This is a genomic window from Amycolatopsis sp. NPDC058340, assembly GCF_042723975.1.
Lineage (GTDB): Bacteria > Actinomycetota > Actinomycetes > Mycobacteriales > Pseudonocardiaceae > Amycolatopsis.
In genome coordinates this window covers 238,850-260,021 of record NZ_JBHXIB010000005.1, presented here as the reverse complement: position 1 = coordinate 260,021, position 21,172 = coordinate 238,850, and the positions used below count along the sequence as shown (strand labels likewise).

18 protein-coding genes and 1 tRNA gene are annotated in these 21,172 nt (G+C 66.6%); 2 read left to right on the top strand and 17 right to left on the bottom strand.

The window, feature by feature from the left end:
* Positions 1-48: 48 nt before the first annotated feature.
* Positions 49-2,241 carry a hypothetical protein gene (locus ACFWIW_RS09495; protein ID WP_378367984.1) on the bottom strand — a complete coding sequence of 731 codons (2,193 nt, stop codon included), beginning with the start codon at positions 2,239-2,241 and terminating at the stop codon, positions 49-51.
* A complete protein-coding gene (locus ACFWIW_RS09490; protein WP_378367983.1) occupies positions 2,238-3,224 on the bottom strand; it encodes a purine phosphorylase in 987 nt (328 codons plus the stop codon). Before ACFWIW_RS09490 ends, ACFWIW_RS09495 begins: the two co-directional genes overlap by 4 nt.
* Positions 3,225-3,421: 197 nt before the next feature.
* On the opposite strand from ACFWIW_RS09490, the gene ACFWIW_RS09485 reads away from it, so the two are divergent.
* On the top strand, positions 3,422-4,123 hold the full coding sequence (locus ACFWIW_RS09485; protein WP_378367982.1) for an NUDIX domain-containing protein: 702 nt from the start codon (positions 3,422-3,424) through the stop codon (positions 4,121-4,123).
* A gap of 228 nt (positions 4,124-4,351) precedes the next feature.
* On the opposite strand, the gene ACFWIW_RS09480 is transcribed toward ACFWIW_RS09485, so the two are convergent.
* The 7 genes from ACFWIW_RS09480 to nfi form a co-directional block, all read right to left on the bottom strand.
* The gene (locus ACFWIW_RS09480) at positions 4,352-4,858 is read right to left on the bottom strand and encodes a winged helix-turn-helix domain-containing protein (protein ID WP_378367981.1); all 507 of its coding nucleotides are present in this window, start codon (positions 4,856-4,858) and stop codon (positions 4,352-4,354) included.
* Between the two features lies 1 nt (position 4,859).
* On the bottom strand, positions 4,860-6,095 hold the full coding sequence (locus tag ACFWIW_RS09475) for a sulfite oxidase (protein WP_378367980.1): 1,236 nt from the start codon (positions 6,093-6,095) through the stop codon (positions 4,860-4,862).
* Between the two features lie 70 nt (positions 6,096-6,165).
* A tRNA-Leu gene (locus tag ACFWIW_RS09470) sits at positions 6,166-6,242 on the bottom strand.
* A 23-nt stretch (positions 6,243-6,265) separates the two neighbouring features.
* Positions 6,266-6,757 carry an SLATT domain-containing protein gene (locus tag ACFWIW_RS09465; protein WP_378367979.1) on the bottom strand — a complete coding sequence of 164 codons (492 nt, stop codon included), beginning with the start codon at positions 6,755-6,757 and terminating at the stop codon, positions 6,266-6,268.
* A 75-nt stretch (positions 6,758-6,832) separates the two neighbouring features.
* Positions 6,833-8,161 carry an NAD(P)/FAD-dependent oxidoreductase gene (locus ACFWIW_RS09460; protein ID WP_005155795.1) on the bottom strand — a complete coding sequence of 443 codons (1,329 nt, stop codon included), beginning with the start codon at positions 8,159-8,161 and terminating at the stop codon, positions 6,833-6,835.
* Positions 8,162-8,245: 84 nt separating this feature from the next.
* The gene (locus ACFWIW_RS09455; RefSeq protein WP_378367978.1) at positions 8,246-8,938 is read right to left on the bottom strand and encodes a uracil-DNA glycosylase; all 693 of its coding nucleotides are present in this window, start codon (positions 8,936-8,938) and stop codon (positions 8,246-8,248) included.
* Positions 8,935-9,615, bottom strand: coding sequence for a deoxyribonuclease V (gene nfi / locus ACFWIW_RS09450; RefSeq protein ID WP_378367977.1), 681 nt, complete (start codon positions 9,613-9,615; stop codon positions 8,935-8,937). Before nfi ends, ACFWIW_RS09455 begins: the two co-directional genes overlap by 4 nt.
* A gap of 28 nt (positions 9,616-9,643) precedes the next feature.
* On the opposite strand from nfi, the gene ACFWIW_RS09445 reads away from it, so the two are divergent.
* The gene (locus ACFWIW_RS09445) at positions 9,644-11,140 is read left to right on the top strand and encodes a S10 family peptidase (RefSeq protein WP_378367976.1); all 1,497 of its coding nucleotides are present in this window, start codon (positions 9,644-9,646) and stop codon (positions 11,138-11,140) included.
* 62 nt (positions 11,141-11,202) lie between these two features.
* Here ACFWIW_RS09445 and ACFWIW_RS09440 read toward each other — a convergent pair whose 3' ends face one another.
* The 8 genes from ACFWIW_RS09440 to ACFWIW_RS09405 all read right to left on the bottom strand — a co-directional run bounded on the left by ACFWIW_RS09440 (position 11,203) and on the right by ACFWIW_RS09405 (position 21,019).
* On the bottom strand, positions 11,203-12,924 hold the full coding sequence (locus ACFWIW_RS09440; RefSeq protein WP_378367975.1) for a S8 family serine peptidase: 1,722 nt from the start codon (positions 12,922-12,924) through the stop codon (positions 11,203-11,205).
* A 76-nt stretch (positions 12,925-13,000) separates the two neighbouring features.
* Positions 13,001-13,999, bottom strand: a complete 999-nt coding sequence (locus tag ACFWIW_RS09435; protein ID WP_037340729.1) for an ABC transporter ATP-binding protein — start codon at positions 13,997-13,999, stop codon at positions 13,001-13,003.
* Positions 13,992-14,984, bottom strand: a complete 993-nt coding sequence (locus tag ACFWIW_RS09430) for an ABC transporter ATP-binding protein (protein WP_378367974.1) — start codon at positions 14,982-14,984, stop codon at positions 13,992-13,994. Before ACFWIW_RS09430 ends, ACFWIW_RS09435 begins: the two co-directional genes overlap by 8 nt.
* 5 nt (positions 14,985-14,989) lie before the next feature.
* A complete protein-coding gene (locus ACFWIW_RS09425) occupies positions 14,990-15,943 on the bottom strand; it encodes an ABC transporter permease (protein WP_240599704.1) in 954 nt (317 codons plus the stop codon).
* The gene (locus tag ACFWIW_RS09420) at positions 15,936-16,862 is read right to left on the bottom strand and encodes an ABC transporter permease (protein ID WP_378367973.1); all 927 of its coding nucleotides are present in this window, start codon (positions 16,860-16,862) and stop codon (positions 15,936-15,938) included. Before ACFWIW_RS09420 ends, ACFWIW_RS09425 begins: the two co-directional genes overlap by 8 nt.
* Before the next feature lie 87 nt (positions 16,863-16,949).
* Positions 16,950-18,566, bottom strand: a complete 1,617-nt coding sequence (locus ACFWIW_RS09415) for an ABC transporter substrate-binding protein (protein ID WP_378367972.1) — start codon at positions 18,564-18,566, stop codon at positions 16,950-16,952.
* A 257-nt stretch (positions 18,567-18,823) separates the two neighbouring features.
* Positions 18,824-19,777 (bottom strand): Ppx/GppA phosphatase family protein, encoded by a 954-nt coding sequence (locus tag ACFWIW_RS09410; protein ID WP_037342450.1) that lies wholly within the window; start codon positions 19,775-19,777, stop codon positions 18,824-18,826.
* 75 nt (positions 19,778-19,852) lie between these two features.
* The gene (locus ACFWIW_RS09405) at positions 19,853-21,019 is read right to left on the bottom strand and encodes a lytic transglycosylase domain-containing protein (protein ID WP_378367971.1); all 1,167 of its coding nucleotides are present in this window, start codon (positions 21,017-21,019) and stop codon (positions 19,853-19,855) included.
* Between the last annotated feature and the right edge of the window lie 153 nt (positions 21,020-21,172).

The following is a 21,172-nucleotide window of genomic DNA, read 5'->3' as shown; positions in this document are numbered from 1 at the left end:
TCGAACGGGTGTCGCGAGCGGCCCCCTCGCCCGCTCGCGACACCCTGCTCAGGATTCCTCGGCTTCCGGCCGTGAATCCGGCTCGGGATCAAGGAAGGAAAAGTCTCCCTTCTCGAGAAAGTCGATCTGGCGGGCTCCCGTGCGCCAATCCTGTGACCTGCGACGACGACGTTCCTGTTCACGAACGATCCAATCGCGGCCCTCCGCCGCCACCGCTTCCAGGACATGCAACGCACCCGCTATGCCGGACGCCGTGAGGGACGTCTGGAGAATCGACGATTCGTCTTCCATGGTCACGTCGGTCAGGCCACCCGCGCCCTCCACCAGAACAGTGATGTCCTCGCTGCTGAGCAGGGACAGCCGGAACTCACGGCTCCGCACGCTGACAGCGCCGAGGTGGGCCGGATCGTCGCCTCGAACGACGTACCGCTGGTTGTCAGCGAAACGGATACCGACCTCGACGACATGCGCCGACGCCAACGCGTCGTAGCGGAACGACTTCCGCTGTTCGTTGTGCACGTCGCCGGTGAGGAAGTTCAGCTGGACCTCGATCTCACGCACCCCGCTCTTCGTCAGCAGGAAGACCAGCACCACGTACTTGGAGTACCGGAGCGGACCACGGGGAACGCGTGCCCGCTGCGCGTCGGGCGTGCCTTCCGTCAGGACGACGTGGGCGACGAGATCGCGGTTCACCAAGGAGGCCCGCCTGAGCGCCTCGGTCTTGAGGTGGTTCTTGTCGAGGTCGAGCCAGCGCGCCATCTCCGCATCGCTCGGCCTATCAGCGAGAACTTGCCTCCACTCCGAGTACGCCTGCTGCTCGGCATCGTAGGTCGCTCGCGCCGCGACGCTCTCCAGAATCCCGTCCTTTTGCGTCGCCAAGACATGGACGGCTCCCTTGACGGCCAGAAAGACCCCGATCCCGAGGAAGAACGCGACGCCCACGAAACCGCCCCCTGCGAAAAGCAGGAACAACGATCCTGCGACGCAACCGCCCACGCTCGCCTTGAGCAGGGCAGGCACACGCCCCGTCGGTCGCATCGAAGCCTGGTAGGCGAACAAGGTTCCAGCACGCCACTGCTCCGAGACCTGGCGCGCGTGCCAGCGCATGAGCCACCGGACGCTGTCCGGCTCCACCTGGGCGTTTCCGTACAGTGCGACGAAACGTGTCTTGAGATACTGCCGGATACCGAAGGTGTCGGTATCCCAATTCCCCTGGATATGGGGCCTCGCCTCGGCAAAACTCTGGTCGACCAATTGGTGAATCCGCTCCACGAAGCGAGTCGAGACCCAATGCCCAGGCGAAACCGGCCGCACGAGCTGGGGCGGGATCCCGTGTTCGCGGTTCTTGCTCGCCAGCCGCCTTTTCGCGACTTCCAGTTCCAGTCCCCAGCGGAAAGCTCCGAAACCTCCTGCGCCCACCAAGAGCACGCCGAGCAAGCCGAGAGCGACACTCCCGTCCCCGAAGCTTCCGGCTGCGGAGAACAAACCGAGAAGAAGAGCGAAGATACCCGAAATGAGTTTGACCCAAGCACCGGCGCCCGCCTGGGGCGGCACGCTCGTCCGCATGCGTGGCGGAGCGGGGTCGGGCTCGAAGAACTTCCAAGCACGGCCGGCCCTGTTCTGCGCCAACCTGTCCTCCGCGACCGTCTTCGCGTAGACGACATCGAGGCTGTCTTGGACGGCACCACTGAGGATCATGTTCAGATGGCGGGTTATCTCCCGCTGACGCTGTGGAGGCAGGCCACCGAAGTCCTTCAACGCGCTCTTCATCGCCTGCGGGTCGAACGTACTCCCGATCTGCTGCCCCCACACGCAGCTGACGAGATCCGACACGACATCGAGCGCGCTACGCCATTCCCCTGTCCCGAATCCGGCGGCCAAGGCGAGCGCGTCCAAGAAGGCGTCATGTACCTCGTCGTTCATCTCGCTGAGCGAACGCCCGCTGAACACGGCCAGCGCGTAGTAATACGCGAATTCGGCGGAGGCGATCTGACCTTGCTTCATCACGTCGCGGAAGATCTCCTGCGCCATGCGGGCATTGCCACCTTCGAGGTGGTTCTTCGCCACCTTGAGTTTTCGTTCCGGCGGGTCTTCCGCACTGACGTGATAGGTGTTCTCATACCGATGGAAGGTCGTCGCCCCATAGTTCACGCCGATCTGTTGACCGACCGTTGAGTTGCCGGACGCGACGAATTCGTAGGGCGCCTCGTTCGACCCGTACTGCCAATGCGGCGGCGTCATCGCGACCTCCCGGAATCGCCCATACCGATGGTGGTGTCACCGTGATTCGTTCCGATCTGCTGCCCCACTCTCGCGTTGTCACGCGCGACGAATTTGGAGGACGACGGAGCCGCCGCCCGCCTCGGCGAATTCCACCCACCCTGGCCGTCTTCATGCTCATCAGCGAGTTCGGCGGCCACGGCGATGGCGAACTCCGCCGCGTTGGCCGCCGCGATGTCCTGCCAGCCTTCCGCGTCCGTCCGATCCTTGGCTCCACCCGCGAGATCACTGATACCGCGAATCGTGACAGCGGGTACGCGTTCGTTGAGGTGGCCGGCGGAGGCGAACCCGGCGCTCTCCATCTCGACCGCGATCGCGTCGTTGTAGTTGCGCCGGAGTTGCTGCGCCAGGTCCGAGGTTCGCGAGTTGAGCACGACGTCGCCGGCCGCGATCGGCTCGAACCAGACCTTCGGCACCGACGAGGACTTGTCTCGCCTTTCCTCCGATCGGGTCCATTGTTCTTCCCTGGCAAGGGAACGGGCGATCTGATCCACGCCGTGCGGAATCTCCCAGGCACGTGGGCGCGCGAGAAACTCCGCGTCTTCGCTACGTCCTCCTTGGTAGGCATAGACCTTTGTGGCGACGACGACATCACCCAGCCGCAGCCAGTCACGCAGTCCACCCGCGACACCCGAAAAGATCACGGTCGACGGTTCGAACTCCGCGATCGCCCTTTCGGTCAGTGCGGCTGCCGACAAGTTGCCCATACCGACCACGGCCGTGGCGACCTTGCAGCCGGGATGGCCGGGCACTTCTCCGATTTCGAACAGGGTTCCGGCGGAGTGCCGGTGACGTACCAATCCTTTCAACCGGGCACGTACCGCGGCGTACTCGGACTCCAACGCGGTCAGTATGACGATCATGCGACCACGTCGATTCTTTTCACCACAATGTTTTCCTCTCACAGACCGCGCCGGCGATACCGGCGCGATGTAGCCGAGCATGGCGAAGATGCGGTCGCCCGCCAGGACGACGGGGCCGGCCGACCGTGTTGTGGGAGTGCTTGGTGCAGCATGCACCGTAGCGGAGCAGCACCATTCTCGTCAATTAGACGATTACTCTGCGCGAGGCTAGACTGTCCCAGGTGGACACAAAACCTCGCCCACGCTCGTCGCCGAAACCTCGACAGAAGGCGGCCAGGATGCCTGATGACGACTGGACGATCCCCGAGATCACAGTGGCGGTCGACCTCGCGATCCTCACGGTGAAAGCGGGCTCCCTGCAGATCATGCTGGTGAAGCGGGGCATCCCGCCGTTCGAGGACGAGCTCGCCCTACCCGGCGGCTTCCTGGAATCCACCGCCGAGGATCTGGATTCCGCGGCCGCCCGTGAACTCACGGAAGAGACCGGCCTGCGCGCGGAAGATCTACATCTGGAGCAGCTGAAAACCTACGGAGGCCTCGGCCGTGATCCACGCGGCCGAGTGGTGAGCGTGTGCTACTTGGCCTTCACTCCGAACCTTCCGGCCCCTTCGGCCGGCGGCGACGCGCGCGAGGCGATCCTGACTCCCGTCGACGAGGTCCTGCGACCACAGGCGACGATGGCCTTTGACCACAAAGAGATCATCGCCGATGCCGTGGAACGCGCCCGAAACAAGCTCGAATACACAACCCTGGGCGCCACCTTCTGCGCTCCGGAGTTCACGATCACCGACCTGAGGCAGGTTTACGAGATCGTCTGGGGCGAGAAGCTCGACCCCCGCAACTTCCATCGCAAGATAACCAGCGTGCCGGGCTTCCTGACCCCGACCGGCGGACGGGTGACCAGACAGGCGGGTCGCCCAGCGGCCCTCTACCGCCGCGGACCGGCCACGATCCTCCATCCCGCGATGCTGCGAACCTGAACCCCTTTATCGTCAACTTGACGTTAACCACCGGCCGGCGATACCTTCAGAAAGGTAATCGTCAACATGACGAGAAGGGGGCAGGATGGAGATCCGGTCAACACTCAGAGTTGCCGCGCGAGTGGTCGGCTTGACCTTCGCGAGCGGTCTCGCCTGCGGCCTGATCATGTCCGGCTGCACCCAAGGCCAGGCCCGCGGCTCGTCCGCACCAGCGGACCACGGCCATTCTCAATCCGCGATGAGCACCTGGCCCGCCCCGTCGAACCGGTAACCGACCCCGCGCACCGTCGCGATCGGCGTCAGCACGGGTTCCAGTTTGCCGCGGATCTTGCGGACATGGACGTCCACGGTCCGCCCGTTGCCGCCGGACAGACCCCACACCCGCTCCATCAGGGTGATGCGGTCGAAGACCCGGTCCGGATTCCGGCTCAGGAACAGCAGGAGGTCGAATTCCAGCCTGGTGAACTCCAGTACCTCCCCGCGCAGCAGCACTCGCCGCGAATCCGGCTCGATGCGCAACGGCGGAGCGGGCTCACCGGATCGCCGTCGTCCGGCGAGTTCGACGACCTGACCGGTTTGGACGGTCCGTGCCGTCAACGTCACGCCGACAGTGTCCTCAAAGGACTCAAGCAGGCGCGCGGCGATCGTGGCGGCGTGTTCGGAGTCGGTGCTCACCCGCAACGCCAGGGTCAGCTCGACGGTCGGCTCGACACTCACCGCGACCGACTGCGTCATCTCACACCACCCGGACCGGATGACGGACGACTGCGTCGAACAGGTAGCCCTGGGTGTTGTGCGGGGTCGCCTCGGGCTGCGTGGCACCGGTGATGTCCGTGGCTCGCGCCCGCAGTGTATGGACACCGGGAACACCGGCGCGCCAAGGGATCTCCCAGCGCTGCCACCCTCGATCCGCGGCCGCGCCCACGAACTTCGCCTGCCGCCAGCCGCTTCCGGTATCGACGTCGACCCGCCGGATCCGGCCGTTGCCCGACCACGAACGGCCACGCAGCATCTGCCTGCCGCCCGCCGCGAACCCGGCGTTCCATGGCAGTTCGAACGCGCTCTTGACCACCTGCCGGGTCACGAGCGTGCCCTCCGCCGGATAGTCCGGCCCGAGCAGCCGGTAGTACTGCGTGTTCCACGGCGACACCAGCGGCGTTTCCGAGACTTCGATACGCCCCAGCCATTTGATCGACGAGATCCCGGCCCAGGAGGGCACGACGAGCCGCACCGGATGGCCGTGGTCCGGCGGCAATGGCTGCCCGTTCATCTCGTACGCCAGCAGAACGTCCTGCAGCGCCTTCGCGACCGGCAGCGGGCGGCGTACCTTCCCCAGGTTGACCCCACCGGTGACGTAATCGGCGTCCAGCCCCTCCGGCAGGACGTCCACCGCGTTCCGCGTCAGGCCCGCCTTGGCCAGCACCGTGGAAAGCCGGACACCACGCCAGCGCGCGACGCCGATCGCGCCGAGCTTCCAGGCCGTGCCCGACACCGTTTGGCCCTGCTGGCTGGTGAAGTAACTCCGCCCGTTGCCCGCGCATTCGATGGCGGAAGTGATCGTCTCGGAAGGCAGCCGGAGCAGATCTCGATAGCTGAATTCGACCGGCCCTCCGCTCAGCCCGGTCCCGAAGAGCTTCAGCCGCCAAGTGCCGACGTCGATCGCCGGAGTGGCGGTGTGGTTCCGCACGAAGAACCGTTCGACCGGGGTCAGATAGCCCTGACCGCTCATCGCCTCCCAGCGCGTCTCCGCATTGGTGCCGTAGACCTCGAAGATCTCCGGCGGCAAGGGCTTCACGATCGGTGTGGCCGCCGACGCCGTCCCGGACGGAAACGCACCGAACGCCGTCAGCGCGAGTGAGCCGCCGGCCGTGAGCCGGAGCATCCCGCGCCGCGACAGCGCCTTCCCCGCCCGCCATTGCTCGATCCGCGTGCGGTCGTAAATGGCTTCGTCGGTCAGGCCGGTTCCGGTCATGCGGATCATTGTCGGCAGCGGCCGACCGCGCGGACCAGCATGTCCACAGAGCGGAACACCGCGTGTCCGTTGGTGCCCCGGACGGGGATCGAACCCGCACTGTGTCGATTTTAAGTCGACTGCCTCTGCCAGTTGGGCTACCGGGGCACGATAAGCCTAGGCGATACCCCTCAGCTCGCTGCTTCAGTACGCCGATATTCGAGCCAACGGAGCCCGAGCTCATTCCACACGGCCTGGTACTCCTCGAACTTCTCGTTGATCAGCCGGGGATCGATCCGTTCGGGCGGGGTCGACGCGATGTAAAAGCTGAGCTCGTCACGGAGCCGGTAGAGCCGGAACTGGACCTCTTCCATGAGAACCCACAGGGAACGCCAGGCGAAGAAAGGTTCGAGCGCGCCGACCACCGTCGTCACGGCGACGAGGGCGAACGCGACACCGGTCCACCCGTTGAGGTTCTGCAACCCGAGGATGATCGTGGACGCCGCCGACAGCGCGAGCAGAAGAAGCCTGATCGACACCGCGCGCCAGCGGAAACGCCTCTTCCGGGATCGCGCGTGCGCGTTGTCGCGCTCGATCCTCTCCAAAACGTGCTTCGCCAGGTCTGCGGGAGTCAGACCGGTCGCGAGCGGGACAGCGGGTACGGACTTCCGGAATGCCTGCACCGGCACCTTAAACGCCGTGAGGGCCTCCTTCCCTACGTTCAAGGTAGGGAAGGAGGCCCTCACGGACTTACGAAATCAGGACTTCGACAGCCGGTCGAACTCCTCGCGCGGGTTGTTGATCTGGCCGAGCGAGATGACCTCACGCCGGAACAGGCCACCGAGCATCCAGTCGAACAGGATGCGGATCTTGCGGTTCCACGTCGGCATCGCCTTGAGGTGGTACGCGCGGTGGAAGAGCCAGGCCGGGAAGCCCTTGATCTTCAGGTTCAGCGCGTCGGCGACACCCTTGTGCAGGCCGAGGCTGGCCACCGCACCCAGGTTCTTGTGGTAGTAGTCCTTCGGCTTGCCGCCGCGGATCACCTTGATGATGTTCTTCGACAGCAGCCGCGCCTGACGGACGGCGTGCTGCGCGTTCGGCGGGCAGGTCGCGGTCGGGTCCTGCTCGGTGCGCGAGAGGTCCGGCACGGCGGCGTTGTCACCGGCGGTCCAGACGTCGGGGTGCCCGACGACCTGCATCGCGGCGGTGGCCTCGACCCGGCCGCGCTTGTCGAGCGGCAGGTCCGAGCTGGCGAGCACCGGGTTCGCCTTCACACCGGCGGTCCAGATGATCGTGTCGGTGTCGAATTCGGTGCCGTCCGAGAGCACGACGTGGCCGTTCTCGAAAGACTTCGCCGCTGTCGACAAATAGACTTCGATGCCGCGCTTTTCGAGCTGCTCGACGGTGTACACACCGAGCGTCTCGCGCACCTCGGGAAGGATCCGCCCGGCGGCCTCGACGAGCACCCAGCGGATGTCCTCGACCTTGAGGTTCGGGTAGTAGTTCTCCACCGCGAACCGGGTCATGTCCTCGAGTTCGGCGAGCGCTTCGATACCGGCGAACCCGCCGCCGACGACGGTGAACGTCAGCAGGCGCTTGCGTTGCTCGGGATCGAGCGTGCTGGCGGCCTCGTCGAGCTTCGTCATGACGTGGTTGCGCAGGTAGATCGCCTCGCCGATGGTCTTGAAGGCGATACCCTCTTCGACCAGGCCCGGGATCGGCAGGATGCGCGCGACGGCGCCGAGCGCGACCACGAGGACGTCGTAGTTCAGCTGCTCGACGTGCCCGTCGGCGGCCTCGACCGTCACGGCTTTGCGCTCGTGCTCGATCTTCGTCACGCGCGCGGTGAGCACGTGGCAGCGCTTGAGCACGCGCCTCAGCGGCACGACCACGTGCCGCGGTTCGATCGCACCGGCCGCCGCCTCGGGCAGGAAGGGGGCATAGGTCATGTGCGGCTGCGGATCAACGACCGTCACGGACGCTTCGTTGGCCCGGAGCATCTTCTGGAGCCCGTACGCCGTGTAGAGCCCGACGTACCCACCACCAAGGACGAGGATCCGTGTCGGTTCCGACTTAACACCAGCCATATTCCTATAGTCGCACCCATCTGCTGAGATCGCTCGCAGACCCCATCCGGCTGTGACCAGCGTCGCCACGGTTTCCGCACCGATTCAGTTCAAGCCCGCCGCCGAGGTCGCGGCGGCCAGGACGTCGCACACCATGTCAAGCGTCAGGCGCCCGGTCTGGACATTGCGCTGCGACACGTGATAACAGCCGAAAAGGCGCAGGTCGCCGAGTTCCACTTCGACTCCGTGACCGAATTTCGGGCGTGGCGCGGGCACCGGCCAGCCCGCCTCCGCGAGCACCGGCAGCAGCGCCTGCCAGCCGAACGCGCCGAGCACCACCACGGCCTTCAGCGTCGGCTTGAGCAACGTGAGCTCGGCCGCGAGCCACGATCGGCAGGTTTCCCGTTCCTCAGGTGTGGGCTTGTTGGCGGGTGGCGCGCATCTCACCGGGGAGACCATCCGGGTCCCTCGCAGCTCGAGCCCGTCACCTATATGGGTCGACGTCGGCTGCGAGGCGACTCCGACCCGGTGAAGCGCCTTGAAGAGGACGTCGCCGGACGGGTCACCGGTGAACAGCCGTCCGGTCCGGTTCGCACCATGTGCCGAAGGAGCGAGGCCGACGATCGCCAGCGACGCGTCCGGTGGGCCGAAGCCGGGCACCGGCCGGGCCCAGTAGGTCTCGCCGGCGAAGGCCGCGCGCTTGACCACGGCGATCTCTTCGCGCCAGGCGACGAGCCGCGGGCAGGCACGGCAGTCCACGACCTCGGCGTCGAGTTCGGCGAGCGAACGGAACCTCATAACGCTTCTTTCAGTGTGTCACGGGCGAGGCGGTCGGCGTGCCGGGTCGTCTCCGGCTGACGGAACGACGGGGCCAGCCGCAGCACCTGGCGGCACGCGTTGTCCAGCGAGATCTTGTGGCCGACGGAGACGTAAACAGGCTTCACGCCGTCCTGGGTGCGCAGGACCGCGCCGACGACCTCGCCCTCGTCCAGCAGGGGCGCCCGCGAGCCACGCGCGCCGCCGGGCTCGTCGTGTTCGCCGACGAACCGGGTCTTGCCGACCCCGATGGACGGCAGGCCGGTCACGACGCCGACGTGGCAGGCGAGCCCAAACCGGCGCGGATGCGCCAGGCCGTGCCCGTCGCAGACCAGCAGATCCGGCACGTGCTCGAGCGCGCGGAGGGCGTCGAGCAGCGGGGGAAGCTCACGAAACGCGAACAGGCCCGGTTCGTACGGGAACGAAACCCGGGAAACGACCGATCGCTTCTCCACGACGCGGAATCCGGAGGTCTCGAGGGTGACCGCGGCCGCGGCGATGAGGCCGCTGTCCTCGTCGTACGCGACGTCCAGCCCGGTGACCGTGACGATCTCTTGTGGACAGCGATCTTCGAGATCGACCAGGCCACGCAGGGTTTCCTGGATCTCGATCGCCTGCCGGGGCGTGCCCGGGCGATCATGCGCCGTGACGATGTCCACTCCTACAGACTGCCAGTAAGTTGGAGGCATGCCGGACACCAATCCCGATGCGAAGGCCACCGACGAGAAGGACACCCCGTCGGTGGAAACCAAGGTCGAGCCGACCGACGACCTGGTCACCACGAAGCACACGCTGACGCTCAAGCGCAAGAAGCTCGCCTATACCGCCCAAACCGGGCGGATCGTGCTGCGAAAGGAGGTCGTCACCGACGGCAAGTCCGAAGGCCACAAGGCCAAGGCCGAGGTGTTCCTGACCTCCTACACGCTCGACGACGCGGAGCCCGGCTCGCGCCCCGTCACGTTCGCGTTCAACGGCGGGCCCGGCTCGGCGAGTGTCTGGCTGCACATGGGCCTGCTCGGCCCGCGCCGCGTGCTTTCGGGCGATGTCGACGACCCGGTCGCGCCGCCCTACGGGCTGACCGACAACCAGGAAACCCTGCTGGCGCACAGCGACCTGGTGTTCATCGACCCGGTGTCGACCGGCTATTCGCGCGCCGTGGACGGTGAGGCGGCCAAGGAGTACCACGGGTACACCGCCGACATCGAGTCCATCGGCGAGGTCATCCGGCTGTGGGTCTCGCGCAAACAGCGCTGGCTGTCGCCGAAGTTCCTGGCAGGCGAGTCGTACGGCACGCTCCGCGCGGCCGGGCTGGCGTCGCATCTGCAGGAACGCCACGGGATGTACTTCAACGGGCTCCTGCTGATCTCGTCCGTGCTTGATCTGGGCACGCTGCGGTTCACCGAGGGCAACGACCTGCCGTACTCGCTCTACGTGCCGACGTACGCGGCGATCGCGCACTACCACGGTCTCCACGGCGACCGGCCGCTCGACGACGTCCTCGCCGACGCCGAGGACTTCGCGGCCAAGGAACTCCCCTGGGCGCTCGCACGCGGCGCTCGTCTGTCCACACAGGACCGTGCGGAAGCGGTGGCGACCCTCGCATCGCTGACCGGACTGAGCGAGTCCTATGTGGACCGGGTCAACCTGCGGATCGAGCACGTCCGGTACTTCACCGAACTGTTGCGGGACAAGGGTCTGGTCGTCGGGCGGATGGACGGCCGGTTCACCACCTGGGAGCCGGACGGCGGCCGCGAGCATATGAGCGACGACCCGTCGATCTCGCGGATCATCGGCGCCTACACGGGCGGGCTCAACCACTATGTGCGGGCCGAGCTCGGCTACGAGAACGACCTGCCGTACGAGATCCTGTCGACGGACGTCTTCAAGGCCTGGTCGTACTCGGACTTCGAGGGGCGCTCGGTGTCCTCTGTGGACTCGCTCGCGTCGGCCATGCGGGCGAACCCGCATCTTCGGGTGCATGTCGCCTTCGGTCACTACGATGGCGCGACGCCGTACTTCGCTTCGGAGCACGTGTTGGCGCGCCTTCAGATCCCCGAGGAGCTGCGGGAGAACATCGACACGGCGTACTACCCGGCCGGGCACATGATGTACGTGCACGAGGAGTCGCGGGTGCGGCAGGCGAAGGACCTGGCGAAGTTCATCAAGGCCGCTTCCGGAAAGTAGCCGGATACTCGTGAGTGGTAAGGACGGTTAGAACCGTCCTTACCACTCACGAGACACAGCGATCAGCCGCGCAGGTACTGGGACCCGCGCGTCACGGCCGACCAGGCGTCCACGGCACCGTGGCCGTAGAAGCCGTTGAACGAAGCGTCACCGGTGCAGGTCGCGGTGAACGACGCGTCCCGGCCTTCCTTCAGGTAGTCGACGGTCCGCGGCGTCGGGCAGGCGATGTCCGAAGCGGTGCCTTCGAGCACCCGCTGCACGGCGTCCGGGTTCATCCCGAAGTCACGCGAACCCTTGCCGTACTGCGAAACGATCAGCGCGGCGACACCGGTCGCGTGCGGCGACGCCATCGACGTCCCCTGCAGCCACTGGTAGTAGCCGACGCGGCCGTCGGCGGCGGTCGCCTTCTGGATACCGGCGGCGACACCGTCGGGCGTGAGGTTCCCGTCCGCGTCGATCATGCCCTCCGCGACACCGACGTTGCGCGGGTACGCCGAGAGGATCATGTTCTCGTTCGTGCGGTGCCACGGGGTGCCGAAGTAGTCACGGAAGTATCCGCCGGGCGCGGACACCGAGATCTGCTCGACGCCGTAGTTCGAGTAGTCCGCCTTCGCCTGCGACGGGCCGAAGGACGAGACACCGATCGTGTGCGGGCCCTCGACGGGCAGCGAGAGGCAGCTCGCGTTGTCGATCTGCCGCGGGTGCGTGCTGTTCGAAGGGTAGTTGGGGCTCGACGCGTCGGGCTGCGGGGCGCCGAGGTCGCTGTGCTGGTTGCCCAGCGAGACGACCTGGGTGACGCCCTTGCGGTGCGCGTAGTTCAGTGCGCGGGTCGTCGCCTCGATGATGGTGCGCTGCTCGGCCTGCTGCTCAGCCGAATCCGCGGGGTTCGCGGTGCAGTTGTACAGCCAGGGATCCGTGAAGAAGCTCATGTTCACGACGTCCACCCCGGCGTCGCCGGCGTAGGTGATCGCGTCCACGGTCGGCTGCAGGAAGAACGAGCCCGAGTCCTGCCCGGCGCGGAGGTTCACCAGCGTCACGTTCGGGGCGACCCCCGAGACACCGAAACCGTTCGCGGCCGCGCCGATGGTGCCGGCGACGTGCGTGCCGTGCCCGTTGTCGTCGTGGTCCACCGGGTCGACACAGCCGCGGAACTCGCACGGCCCGTCAACGACGGCGCCGTTCACGTCGGTGACGATGTCCTTCGTGAAGTTCCGCGACGCCGCGCGATCGAAGTTCGGCGCGATGTCCGGGTGACTGCCGTCGACGCCGGTGTCGATGACGCCGACCTTCACCCGCTTGTCACCCGGCTGCTTGGTACGCGAAAGGTCCGACCGGACGGATTTGAGGCCCCAGAGCTGATCGTCGAGCGGGTCCATGCCGACGGCGTTCGCCTGCACCGGCTTCTTGGCCGACGCGCCGCCGCGGCCCTCCTTCTCGACGGCACCCGGCTTGTCCTTCACCTTGCCCTGCTTCGGCGCGGTGCCGATCGCCTTCGCTTTGGCGGCACCGAAAACCGCGCGGTCCGCGGCGACCCGTTCCGCGAAACCGTTGGCGGGCGCGGTCGCGGTGATCAGGCCGACCGCGGCGTTGCTCGTCACCACGGTGCCCCCGGCGGCGCGGATCGCCCTTTCCACCGAGGCCACGCTTTGGCCTTCACGGGCCAGGACGGAGAATTCGGTCGCCGCACCGGAAAGCTGTGGCTGCGCGGAAGCCGTCGGCGCGGCCACGATTGCACCGAACAGCGGTACCGCGAGCGCGATCACGAGAGATCTTGGCTTTTTCACTTCCTGCCTCCTGAAGAAAACTATTCGTGCAAACTACGTCAGCCATCGCCGCGTATCAACGAAGTCCCTACGAAAGTCAGGGGACGACGGTTTTCTCTTCCGCGAAATGACAGGCGGACAAATGCCCGCCCGACCGGGTGATCAATTCGGGTTCCTGATCCGCGCAAATGTCCTGCGCCTTCCAGCATCGCGTGCGAAACCGGCAGCCGGACGGCGGATCCAGCGGGCTCGGCACGTCGCCTTCCAGGCGGATCACCTGCCGCTGCCCGCGCAACGCCGGATCCGCGACCGGCACCGCGGACAGCAACGCCTGGGTATAGGGATGCGACGGATGTTCGTAGATCTCCTCTTCCGTCCCCATTTCCACGATCTTGCCGAGATACATCACCGCCACTCGCGTGGAAAGGTGACGGACAACGGACAGATCGTGTGCGATGAACACATAGGAAAGGCCGAATTCCTTCTGCAGTTCACCGAGCAGGTTCATCACCTGCGCCTGGATCGAAACGTCCAGCGCGGACACCGGTTCGTCGCAGATGATGACCTTCGGCCGCAACGCCAGCGCCCGCGCGATCCCGATGCGCTGACGCTGCCCGCCGGAGAACTGGTGCGGATAGCGGTTGATGTGCTCGGGGTTCAATCCGACGACGTCGAGCAGCTCCCGCACCTTCGCCGCCCGCGAGCCCTTCGGCGCCACTTCGGTGTGGATTTCGAAGGGTTCGCCGATGATGTCGCCGACCGTCATCCTCGGGTTCAGCGAGGTGTACGGATCCTGCAGCACGATCTGGATCTCACGCCGCAGCCTCCTCAGCTCGGCTCCCCGCAACGCGAAGATGTCGCGGCCTTCGAAGGTCGCGAGCCCGCCCGTGGGTTCCTCCAGCCGCATCAGCACCTGGGCCAGCGTGGACTTGCCACAGCCGGACTCCCCCACGACGCCCAGCGTTTCCCCTGGCATCAGGTCGAAGGAGACCCCGTCGACGGCCTTCACGTGCCCGATGGTGCGTTTGAAGAGGATCCCGGCCCGCACCGGGAAGTACTTCACCAGGTTCTCGACCCGCAGAATGGGCTCAGACACGGCCGCTCACCACCTCGTCGGCGAAGTGGCAGGCACTGACCCGGCCGAAACCGAGACTGTGCAGGGCGGGCCGTTCGGTCTCGCACCGGCTTTCCGCCCGCGGGCACCGCGGATGGAACGGGCAGCCGGGCGGGACGTTCAGCAGGCTCGGCGGCAGGCCCTTGATGGTCTCCAGCGTCTGTCCTTTGAGGTCGAGCCGCGGCAGCGAGGCCATCAGCGCCTCGGTGTAGGGATGCCCCGGCGAACGGAAGAGCTCGGCGACGTCGGCCTGTTCGACGATCCGGCCCGCGTACATCACGGCGATCCGGTCGGCGACCTCGGCGACCACCGCCAGGTCGTGCGTGATCAGGATCAGCCCCATCCGCCGTTCGGCCTGGATCTCCGCCAGCAGGTCCATGATCTGGGCCTGCACGGTGACGTCGAGCGCGGTCGTCGGCTCGTCCGCGATCAGCAGATCCGGGTCGAGCGCGAGCGACATGGCGATCATCGCGCGCTGCCGCATCCCGCCCGAGAACTGGTGCGGGTACTCGCGGACCCGGCGGGCGGCCGCCGGGATACGCACGATGTCGAGCAGTTCGATCGCCCGTTTCCGGGCGTCCTTTTTGGACATTCCGAGCCGGACCCGCAGCTGCTCCTCGATCTGGAAGCCCACGGTGAACACGGGATTCAAGGCCGACAGCGCGTCTTGGAAGATCATGGCGATCTCCCCGCCCCGCACCTCACGCCGCCGCTCTTCGGTGGCGGTGAGCAGGTCCTCGCCGCGGTACCGGACCGCGCCGCCGGTGACGACGGCGGGCGGGCTGTCGAGGATGCCCATCACGGTCTGCGCCGTGACACTCTTGCCGGAACCGGATTCTCCCAGCACGGCAAGGGTTTCCCCGGCGTGCACGGAGTAGTCGACCCCGTTGAGCACGGTCGCGACACCGTCGGACGTGCGGAATTCGACGTGGAGGTCTTCCACCTCCAGCAGCAATTCTTCGGTCACACCGATCACCGGGCCTTCGGGTCGAGCGCGTCGCGGATGCCGTCACCGAGCATGACGAACGCGAGCACGGTGATGGTCACGAACCCGGCGGGGAACAACAGCATGTGCGGATTCACCCGGAAGTAGTCCCGCGCGTCGCTGATCATCACGCCCCACGAGACGACCGGCGGCCGCACACCGACACCGAGATACGCCAGCGTCGCTTCCGCGCCGATGAACGCGCCGAGCGCGATGGTCCCGTAGACCAGCACCGGCGCGACCGTGTTGGGCAGCAGATGCCGGAACACGATACGCGGCGTGCTCGCGCCGAGACCGCGCGCGGCCTTGACGTAGTCGAGCTGTTTGGCCACCAGCGTCGCCGACCGCATGATGCGCATCGCGACCGGCCAGCTCAGCGCGGCGATCGAGACGACCACCTGCACGATGATGGTGACCACACCGGGATTCGAGCCGGGCGCGTTGAACGTGGTCAGGATGACGATCGCGCCGAGCACGAACGGCAGTGCCGCGAAGATGTCGCCCACCCGCGAGAACAGGCTGTCGACGAGACGGCCGTAGTACCCGGCGATGATCCCGACCACCGAACCGATCAGGATCGTCAGGATCGTCGCGAAGACCCCGACCAGCAGCGACGCCCGCGCGCCGTGGATGGTCCGCGCGTAGACGTCGTAGCCCTGGTTGTCGTAACCGAACCAGGCGTCCGCGGACGGTCCTTCGTTGGCGTGGAGCAGATCGCTGAACCCGGCGGGCCGGGAGCTGAACAGGTCGGGCGCGATCGCGATGAGCACGACGAGCGCGATGATGACGGCGGAGATGATGAACGACGGCCGCTTGCGCAGCATCCGCCACGCGTCGCCGCCGAGACTGCGCGGTTTGTGCGCCACCGCGGAATCGTCGGCGACACCGGCGCTCGCGACGTCCACAGAGGACACCCCGCCGGCCACATTGGGGTCAGTCATAACGGATCCTCGGGTCGAGAACGGCGTAGAGCAGGTCGACGATGAGACTCACCAGCAGGTAGACCATCACCAGCAGGACGACGACGCCGGTGACGGTGGCGCCCTCCCGGTTCTGGATACCGCGGAAGATGAGCCCGCCGATGCCGTTGATGTTGAACACGCCTTCGGTGACGATGGCCCCGCCCATGAGCGCGCCGATGTCGGTGCCGATGAAGGTCAGCACCGGGATCACCGAGTTCCGGAGCAGGTGCACACCGACGACCCGGCTGCGCGGCTGTCCTTTCGCGACGGCCGTGCGGACGTAGTCGGCGTGCCGGTTCTCCGCGATGCTCGTTCTGGTCAGCCGGGCTATGTAGGCCATGGAAAGGCTGCCGAGCGCGATTCCGGGCACGATCAGTTCGCCGATCGTGGCGTCCTCGGACACGCTCGCGTCGATGATGCCCAGTTCCGAACCGAGGACGATCTGCAGCACGATCGCGGTGACGAACACCGGGATCGAGATCAGGAACGTGGTGGACATCAGCACGAGGTTGTCGAGGAAACCCTTGCCGCGCAGGCCGGTCAGGATGCCCGCGGACAGGCCGATGATCGCTTCGATGGCCACCGCGATGAGGGCGAGCCGGACGGTCACCGGGTAGGCGTTCCCGATCAGTTCGCCGACCGAGACACCGTTGAAGGTCTCGCCCCAGTCGCCGGTGAACAGGTTGCCGAGGTATTTGAAGTACTGGACGAAGATCGAATCGTCGAGATTGAACTTCGCCGTCATCATCTCGATGTAGGCGGGCGGGCAGGCGACCTGACCGCATTTGCCGGCGAACGGGTCACCGGGCACCGCCCACACGAGGGCGTAGATGAGGAAAGTCGTTCCGAAGAAGACCGGGATGAGTTGAAGTAGGCGTCGGAGGACGTACTGGGGCATGGGCGTGCCGTCCTGGGGATCGCGTGGTGGGAGCCGTGGGTCCGGCCGGCCGGGAGCGATGCGCTCCCGGCCGGCACGACCACGCGATTACTTCGCCGCGACCTCGATGGACGAGTAGTCCGCGAGACGGCCGAAGTCGAGCTTCGCGACCTTGAGCCGGTTCGACTTGCCGCCGACGCCCTTCTCTTCCCACACGGGGATCTGCGGCAGATCCTTCGCGATCAGGTCCTCGGCCTGCTGGTACAGCTTGATCGCGGCCGCCTTGTCGGCGGTCTGGTCCGCCTGGGTCAGCAGCGCGTCGACGGCCGGGTTGTTGTAGGTGGAGTCGTTCGACGAACCGGTGCTCTTGTAGCGCGGGTTCAGGTAGTTCTCGATCGACGGGTAGTCGGCGGACCAGTCGGACCGGCCCATGCCGGTCAGCTGACGGTTGTTGACGATGCTGCGCCACTGCCCGAAGTCGGTCGCCGGCACGAAGTCGCATTCGACGCCGAGCGCGTTCTTGATGCTGTTGCACGCCGCGACCAGCGGCTCCTTGCGGCCACCGTCGGCGTTGGAAGCGATGGTGAGCTTGCCGGTGTAGCCGGACTTCGCGAAGAACTCCTTGGCCTTCACCGGATCGAACTTGCAGAACTCGCAGACACCGGGCCGGTAGCCCTCGATACCGCGCGACACGTAGCCGTCGGCGGGCGCGTAGGTGTCGTTCATGACGGTCTTGACGATCTGCTCGCGGTCGATGGCCAGCGAGATCGCCTTGCGCAGGTCGAGGTTGTTGTAACCCGGGACGTAGTACGGGAGGGCGAGCGCGCTGATACCGAGCAGCTTCCCTTCGACCAGACGCTCACCGAGGTCGGTCTTGTACTTGCCACCGGCCTTCGCCGCCGGCGGGAGCGCCTCCATGAAGTCGAGGCGGTTGCTCAGCAGATCCTGGTACGCGGTCTCCTGGCTGGTGTAGATGCGGACTTCCAGGTCCTTGAACTTGACCTTGTCCTCGCCCTGGTACTCGTCGAACCTCGTGAGCTTCATGTTCTGGTTCGGCGTGCGCGAAACGAACTTCAGCGGCCCGTTCCCGATCGGGGCCTTGGCGAAGCCCTCCGGGTCGGCGAAGAACTTGTCCGGCAGCGGCGCGAAGGCGAGGTAACCGATCTTGGTGGCGAAAACGGAGAACGGTCCCTTGAGGGTGACCTGGAATTCGTAGTCGTTCACGACCTTGAGCCCGGACATCGTCTGGACGGCGGGTTCCTTGGCGCTGATCTCGTCGTAGCCCTGGATCTGCTCGAAGAACGACGCGTTCTGCATGCCGTTCTTGCCGTTCGCGCTGTAGTTCCAGGCGTCGACGAAGTTCTTGGCCTTGACCTCGGTCCCGTCGTGGAACTTCCAGCCCTTTTTGATCTTGATGTCGAAGACCTTCGAATCGGTCGTGTTGATCGATTCGGCCATCAGGTTGTACGGCTCGGCGGTGTCGGATTTGTAGCCGACCAGCGCCGAGAAGACCGGCTTGAGCGCCTTGGAGCCACCGAGCTCGTTGGTGTTGGCGGGAATCAGCGAGTTCTCCGGCTCGGTGCCGTAGACCGAAACCGACGCGTTGGCGTCGGTGGCGCCGGATCCCTTGTTCTCACCGGACCCACCACCCCCACAGGCCGTCAGCAGCAGGGCCGCCGTGGCCACCACCGCCGTCGCTCCCCAGAACCCGCGTGAAGCCCGCATGTCCCCTCCAACTCTCGTCGTCGGATCGTCCGGCGGGCGCTGGTCGCGCCCTACCGCCCAGAAGGTGAGACGACGCTATGGGACAGGTGAAGCCGATCACAGTGCGTTGGTGTTGCAAATGTGTGACGGTCTCCCGGACCACCCGGTTAGAGCACAACGTTGGTAGGAACCAGGCTGGGCCGAATGGCTCAATCCGGACTGGAGGTCACCACTTGATCACCTAAAGAAATGGCTTCACGTAAGAGAAAACCCGACTGTCAGGCCAACGACAACGCGATCCCGTCGAGGATGTCGTGCTCGGAGATCACGAGCTCGTCGGGACCACCGCGCGTGGCGAACTGCTCCGCCAGCACCTGCACGATCACCGAGCCGCCGCCGATCACGTCGACCCGGCCCGGGTGGATCACCGGGTTCGCGGCGCGGGTGGCGTGGTCGGCCGTGAGGAGCGACTGCGCGACCCGGTCGATGTCGGCGTGGGAGAGCTTCGAAAGATGCGTGCGCTCGGAGTCGTACTCCGACAGGCCCTGTGCCACGGCCGTCAGGGTCGTGACCGTCCCGGCGACGCCGATCCACGTCTTGGCGGTGGACACGTCGACGACGTCGAAAGCCTCGGTGAGCACCTTCGCGGCCAGCTCGCGGGCTTCGGCGATCTCGGCCGCGGTCGGCGGGTCGGATTTCAACGCGCGTTCGGTGATCCGCACGCAGCCGATGTCGACCGATTTGGCCGCGATGACCTCGGCCTGGCGGCCGTCCCAGGTACCGACCACGAGCTCGGTCGAGCCGCCGCCGACGTCGACCACCACGAAGGGGCCGTCGTCGGGATCCTGCTCGCCGACGGCGCCGGTGAAGGACAGGCGGGCCTCTTCGTCGCCGCTGATGACCTCGGCCTCGGTGCCGAGCACCTCGCGCGTCATCGCGAAGAACTCGTCGCGGTTGCTCGCGTCACGGGTCGCGGACGTCGCGACCATGCGGACCTTCTCGACGCCCTTGCGGCGCGCGGCGATCGTGTAGTCGGCCAGCGCCTTGCGGGTGCGCTCGAGCGCCTCCGGCGCCAGCTTGCCGGTGGCGTCCACACCCTGGCCGAGGCGGACGATCCGCATCTCGCGGTGCAGGTCGCGCAGGTCGACCGTCCCGTCGTGGCGGGGCGTCAGCTCGGCGACGAGCAGGCGGATGGAGTTGGTCCCACAGTCGATCGCGGCAACACGAGGCATGCCCCGGAGATTACAGCGGAGCGGAGCTTCTCCGTCGAGGGTGGTGGCGGGGGCATGGATGGACAGTCAATGCGATCAAGGCGTCTTGGAACCGCTCGTCGACGACACCGTCGTCGTCGTTGTGGTCGTCGTCGGCGACGTGCAGGTCGGCGCGGGAGTCGGCGTCGTGGTCGTCGGACTCGTGCTTGTGTTCGAGGTCGACGACGACTGCGTCTCCGTCTCGGTGACCGTCGGGCACGGCGGCAGCTTCGGGGTTGTCGTCGGCGTTTTGGACGACGACGAACCCGAATTGCTCGGCGGCAGCGAACTCGACGGCGGCGGCGTCACCGAACCGGGCGGCGTCGACGGCGTCGGAGGCGGCGGCACCGACACGGGCGGCGGAGCGGCACCGGCGTTCGGGGCGCCGATCGGCACCTTGCTGTCCGGCGTCGGCAGCACGCCCGTGCGGTAGGCCTCGGCCCAGATCAGCACGGTGTTCACGTACGTGTCCGAGTTGTTGTAGCGGAACACGGCGGCGCGCAGCTGATCCGGCTTCGACAGATCGAGGCCGCCGGAGCACAGGTACCGGCCCGTGCCCAGCGCCGCGTCGAAGATGTTGTTCGGATTGGCTTCGCCGTCGCCGTTGCCGTCGGAGGCGTAGCCCTTCCACGTGGACGGGATGAACTGCGTCGGGCCGACGGCGCGGTCCCACACCGTGTCACCGTCGAATTTGCCGCCGTCGGTGTCCGGGATGGCCGCGAACGGCCCGGCGCCGTTGAGCTGCGGGCCGAGGATCGGCTCCAGGGTGTTGCCCTTCGCGTCGACGAAACCGCCGCGCGCGTGGTTGGACTCGATGCGGCCGATACTCGCGATCAACGCCCAGTCGATATGACAACCGGGCTGTTCGGCGATGAGGATGTCGGCGGCGTTGCGGTACGCGGCGAGCGCCGTGACCGGGATGCCGAGCGGTCCGTTGGGGAGTTCGTCCGCGGGGAGCGGGAGCGGGGTCGGCGCGTTCGGCAGGCTGCCGTCGACGCCGATCTGCTGGACGAGCGGGTTCTTCGGGTCGTAGCCGCCGACGAGGGCGACGTTGTCGGTATGGACCGTGCTCGCCGTCGCGGCCCAGCTGCCGGTACCGACGACCGCGGCACCGGCCGGGACGATGGCGAGGACACCTCCGGTCACCGCGGCGATCGTGCGGTGCCGGAGACAGAGTCTCCGGACATGACCGGAGACCGCGCCTGGCACCTGCCTCACGCGCATACCCCTGAACCCCTCCCGACGGATCACGACGCGGCGATCCGGTACACCCGCCCCGGCAACTGGTACACAGCCTGCCGCATGCGGTGACCGGTTTCACCCCATTGAGGACGACCAGTTGGCCGACATCGGGTGAATTAACCCGCCTGGAGGAAC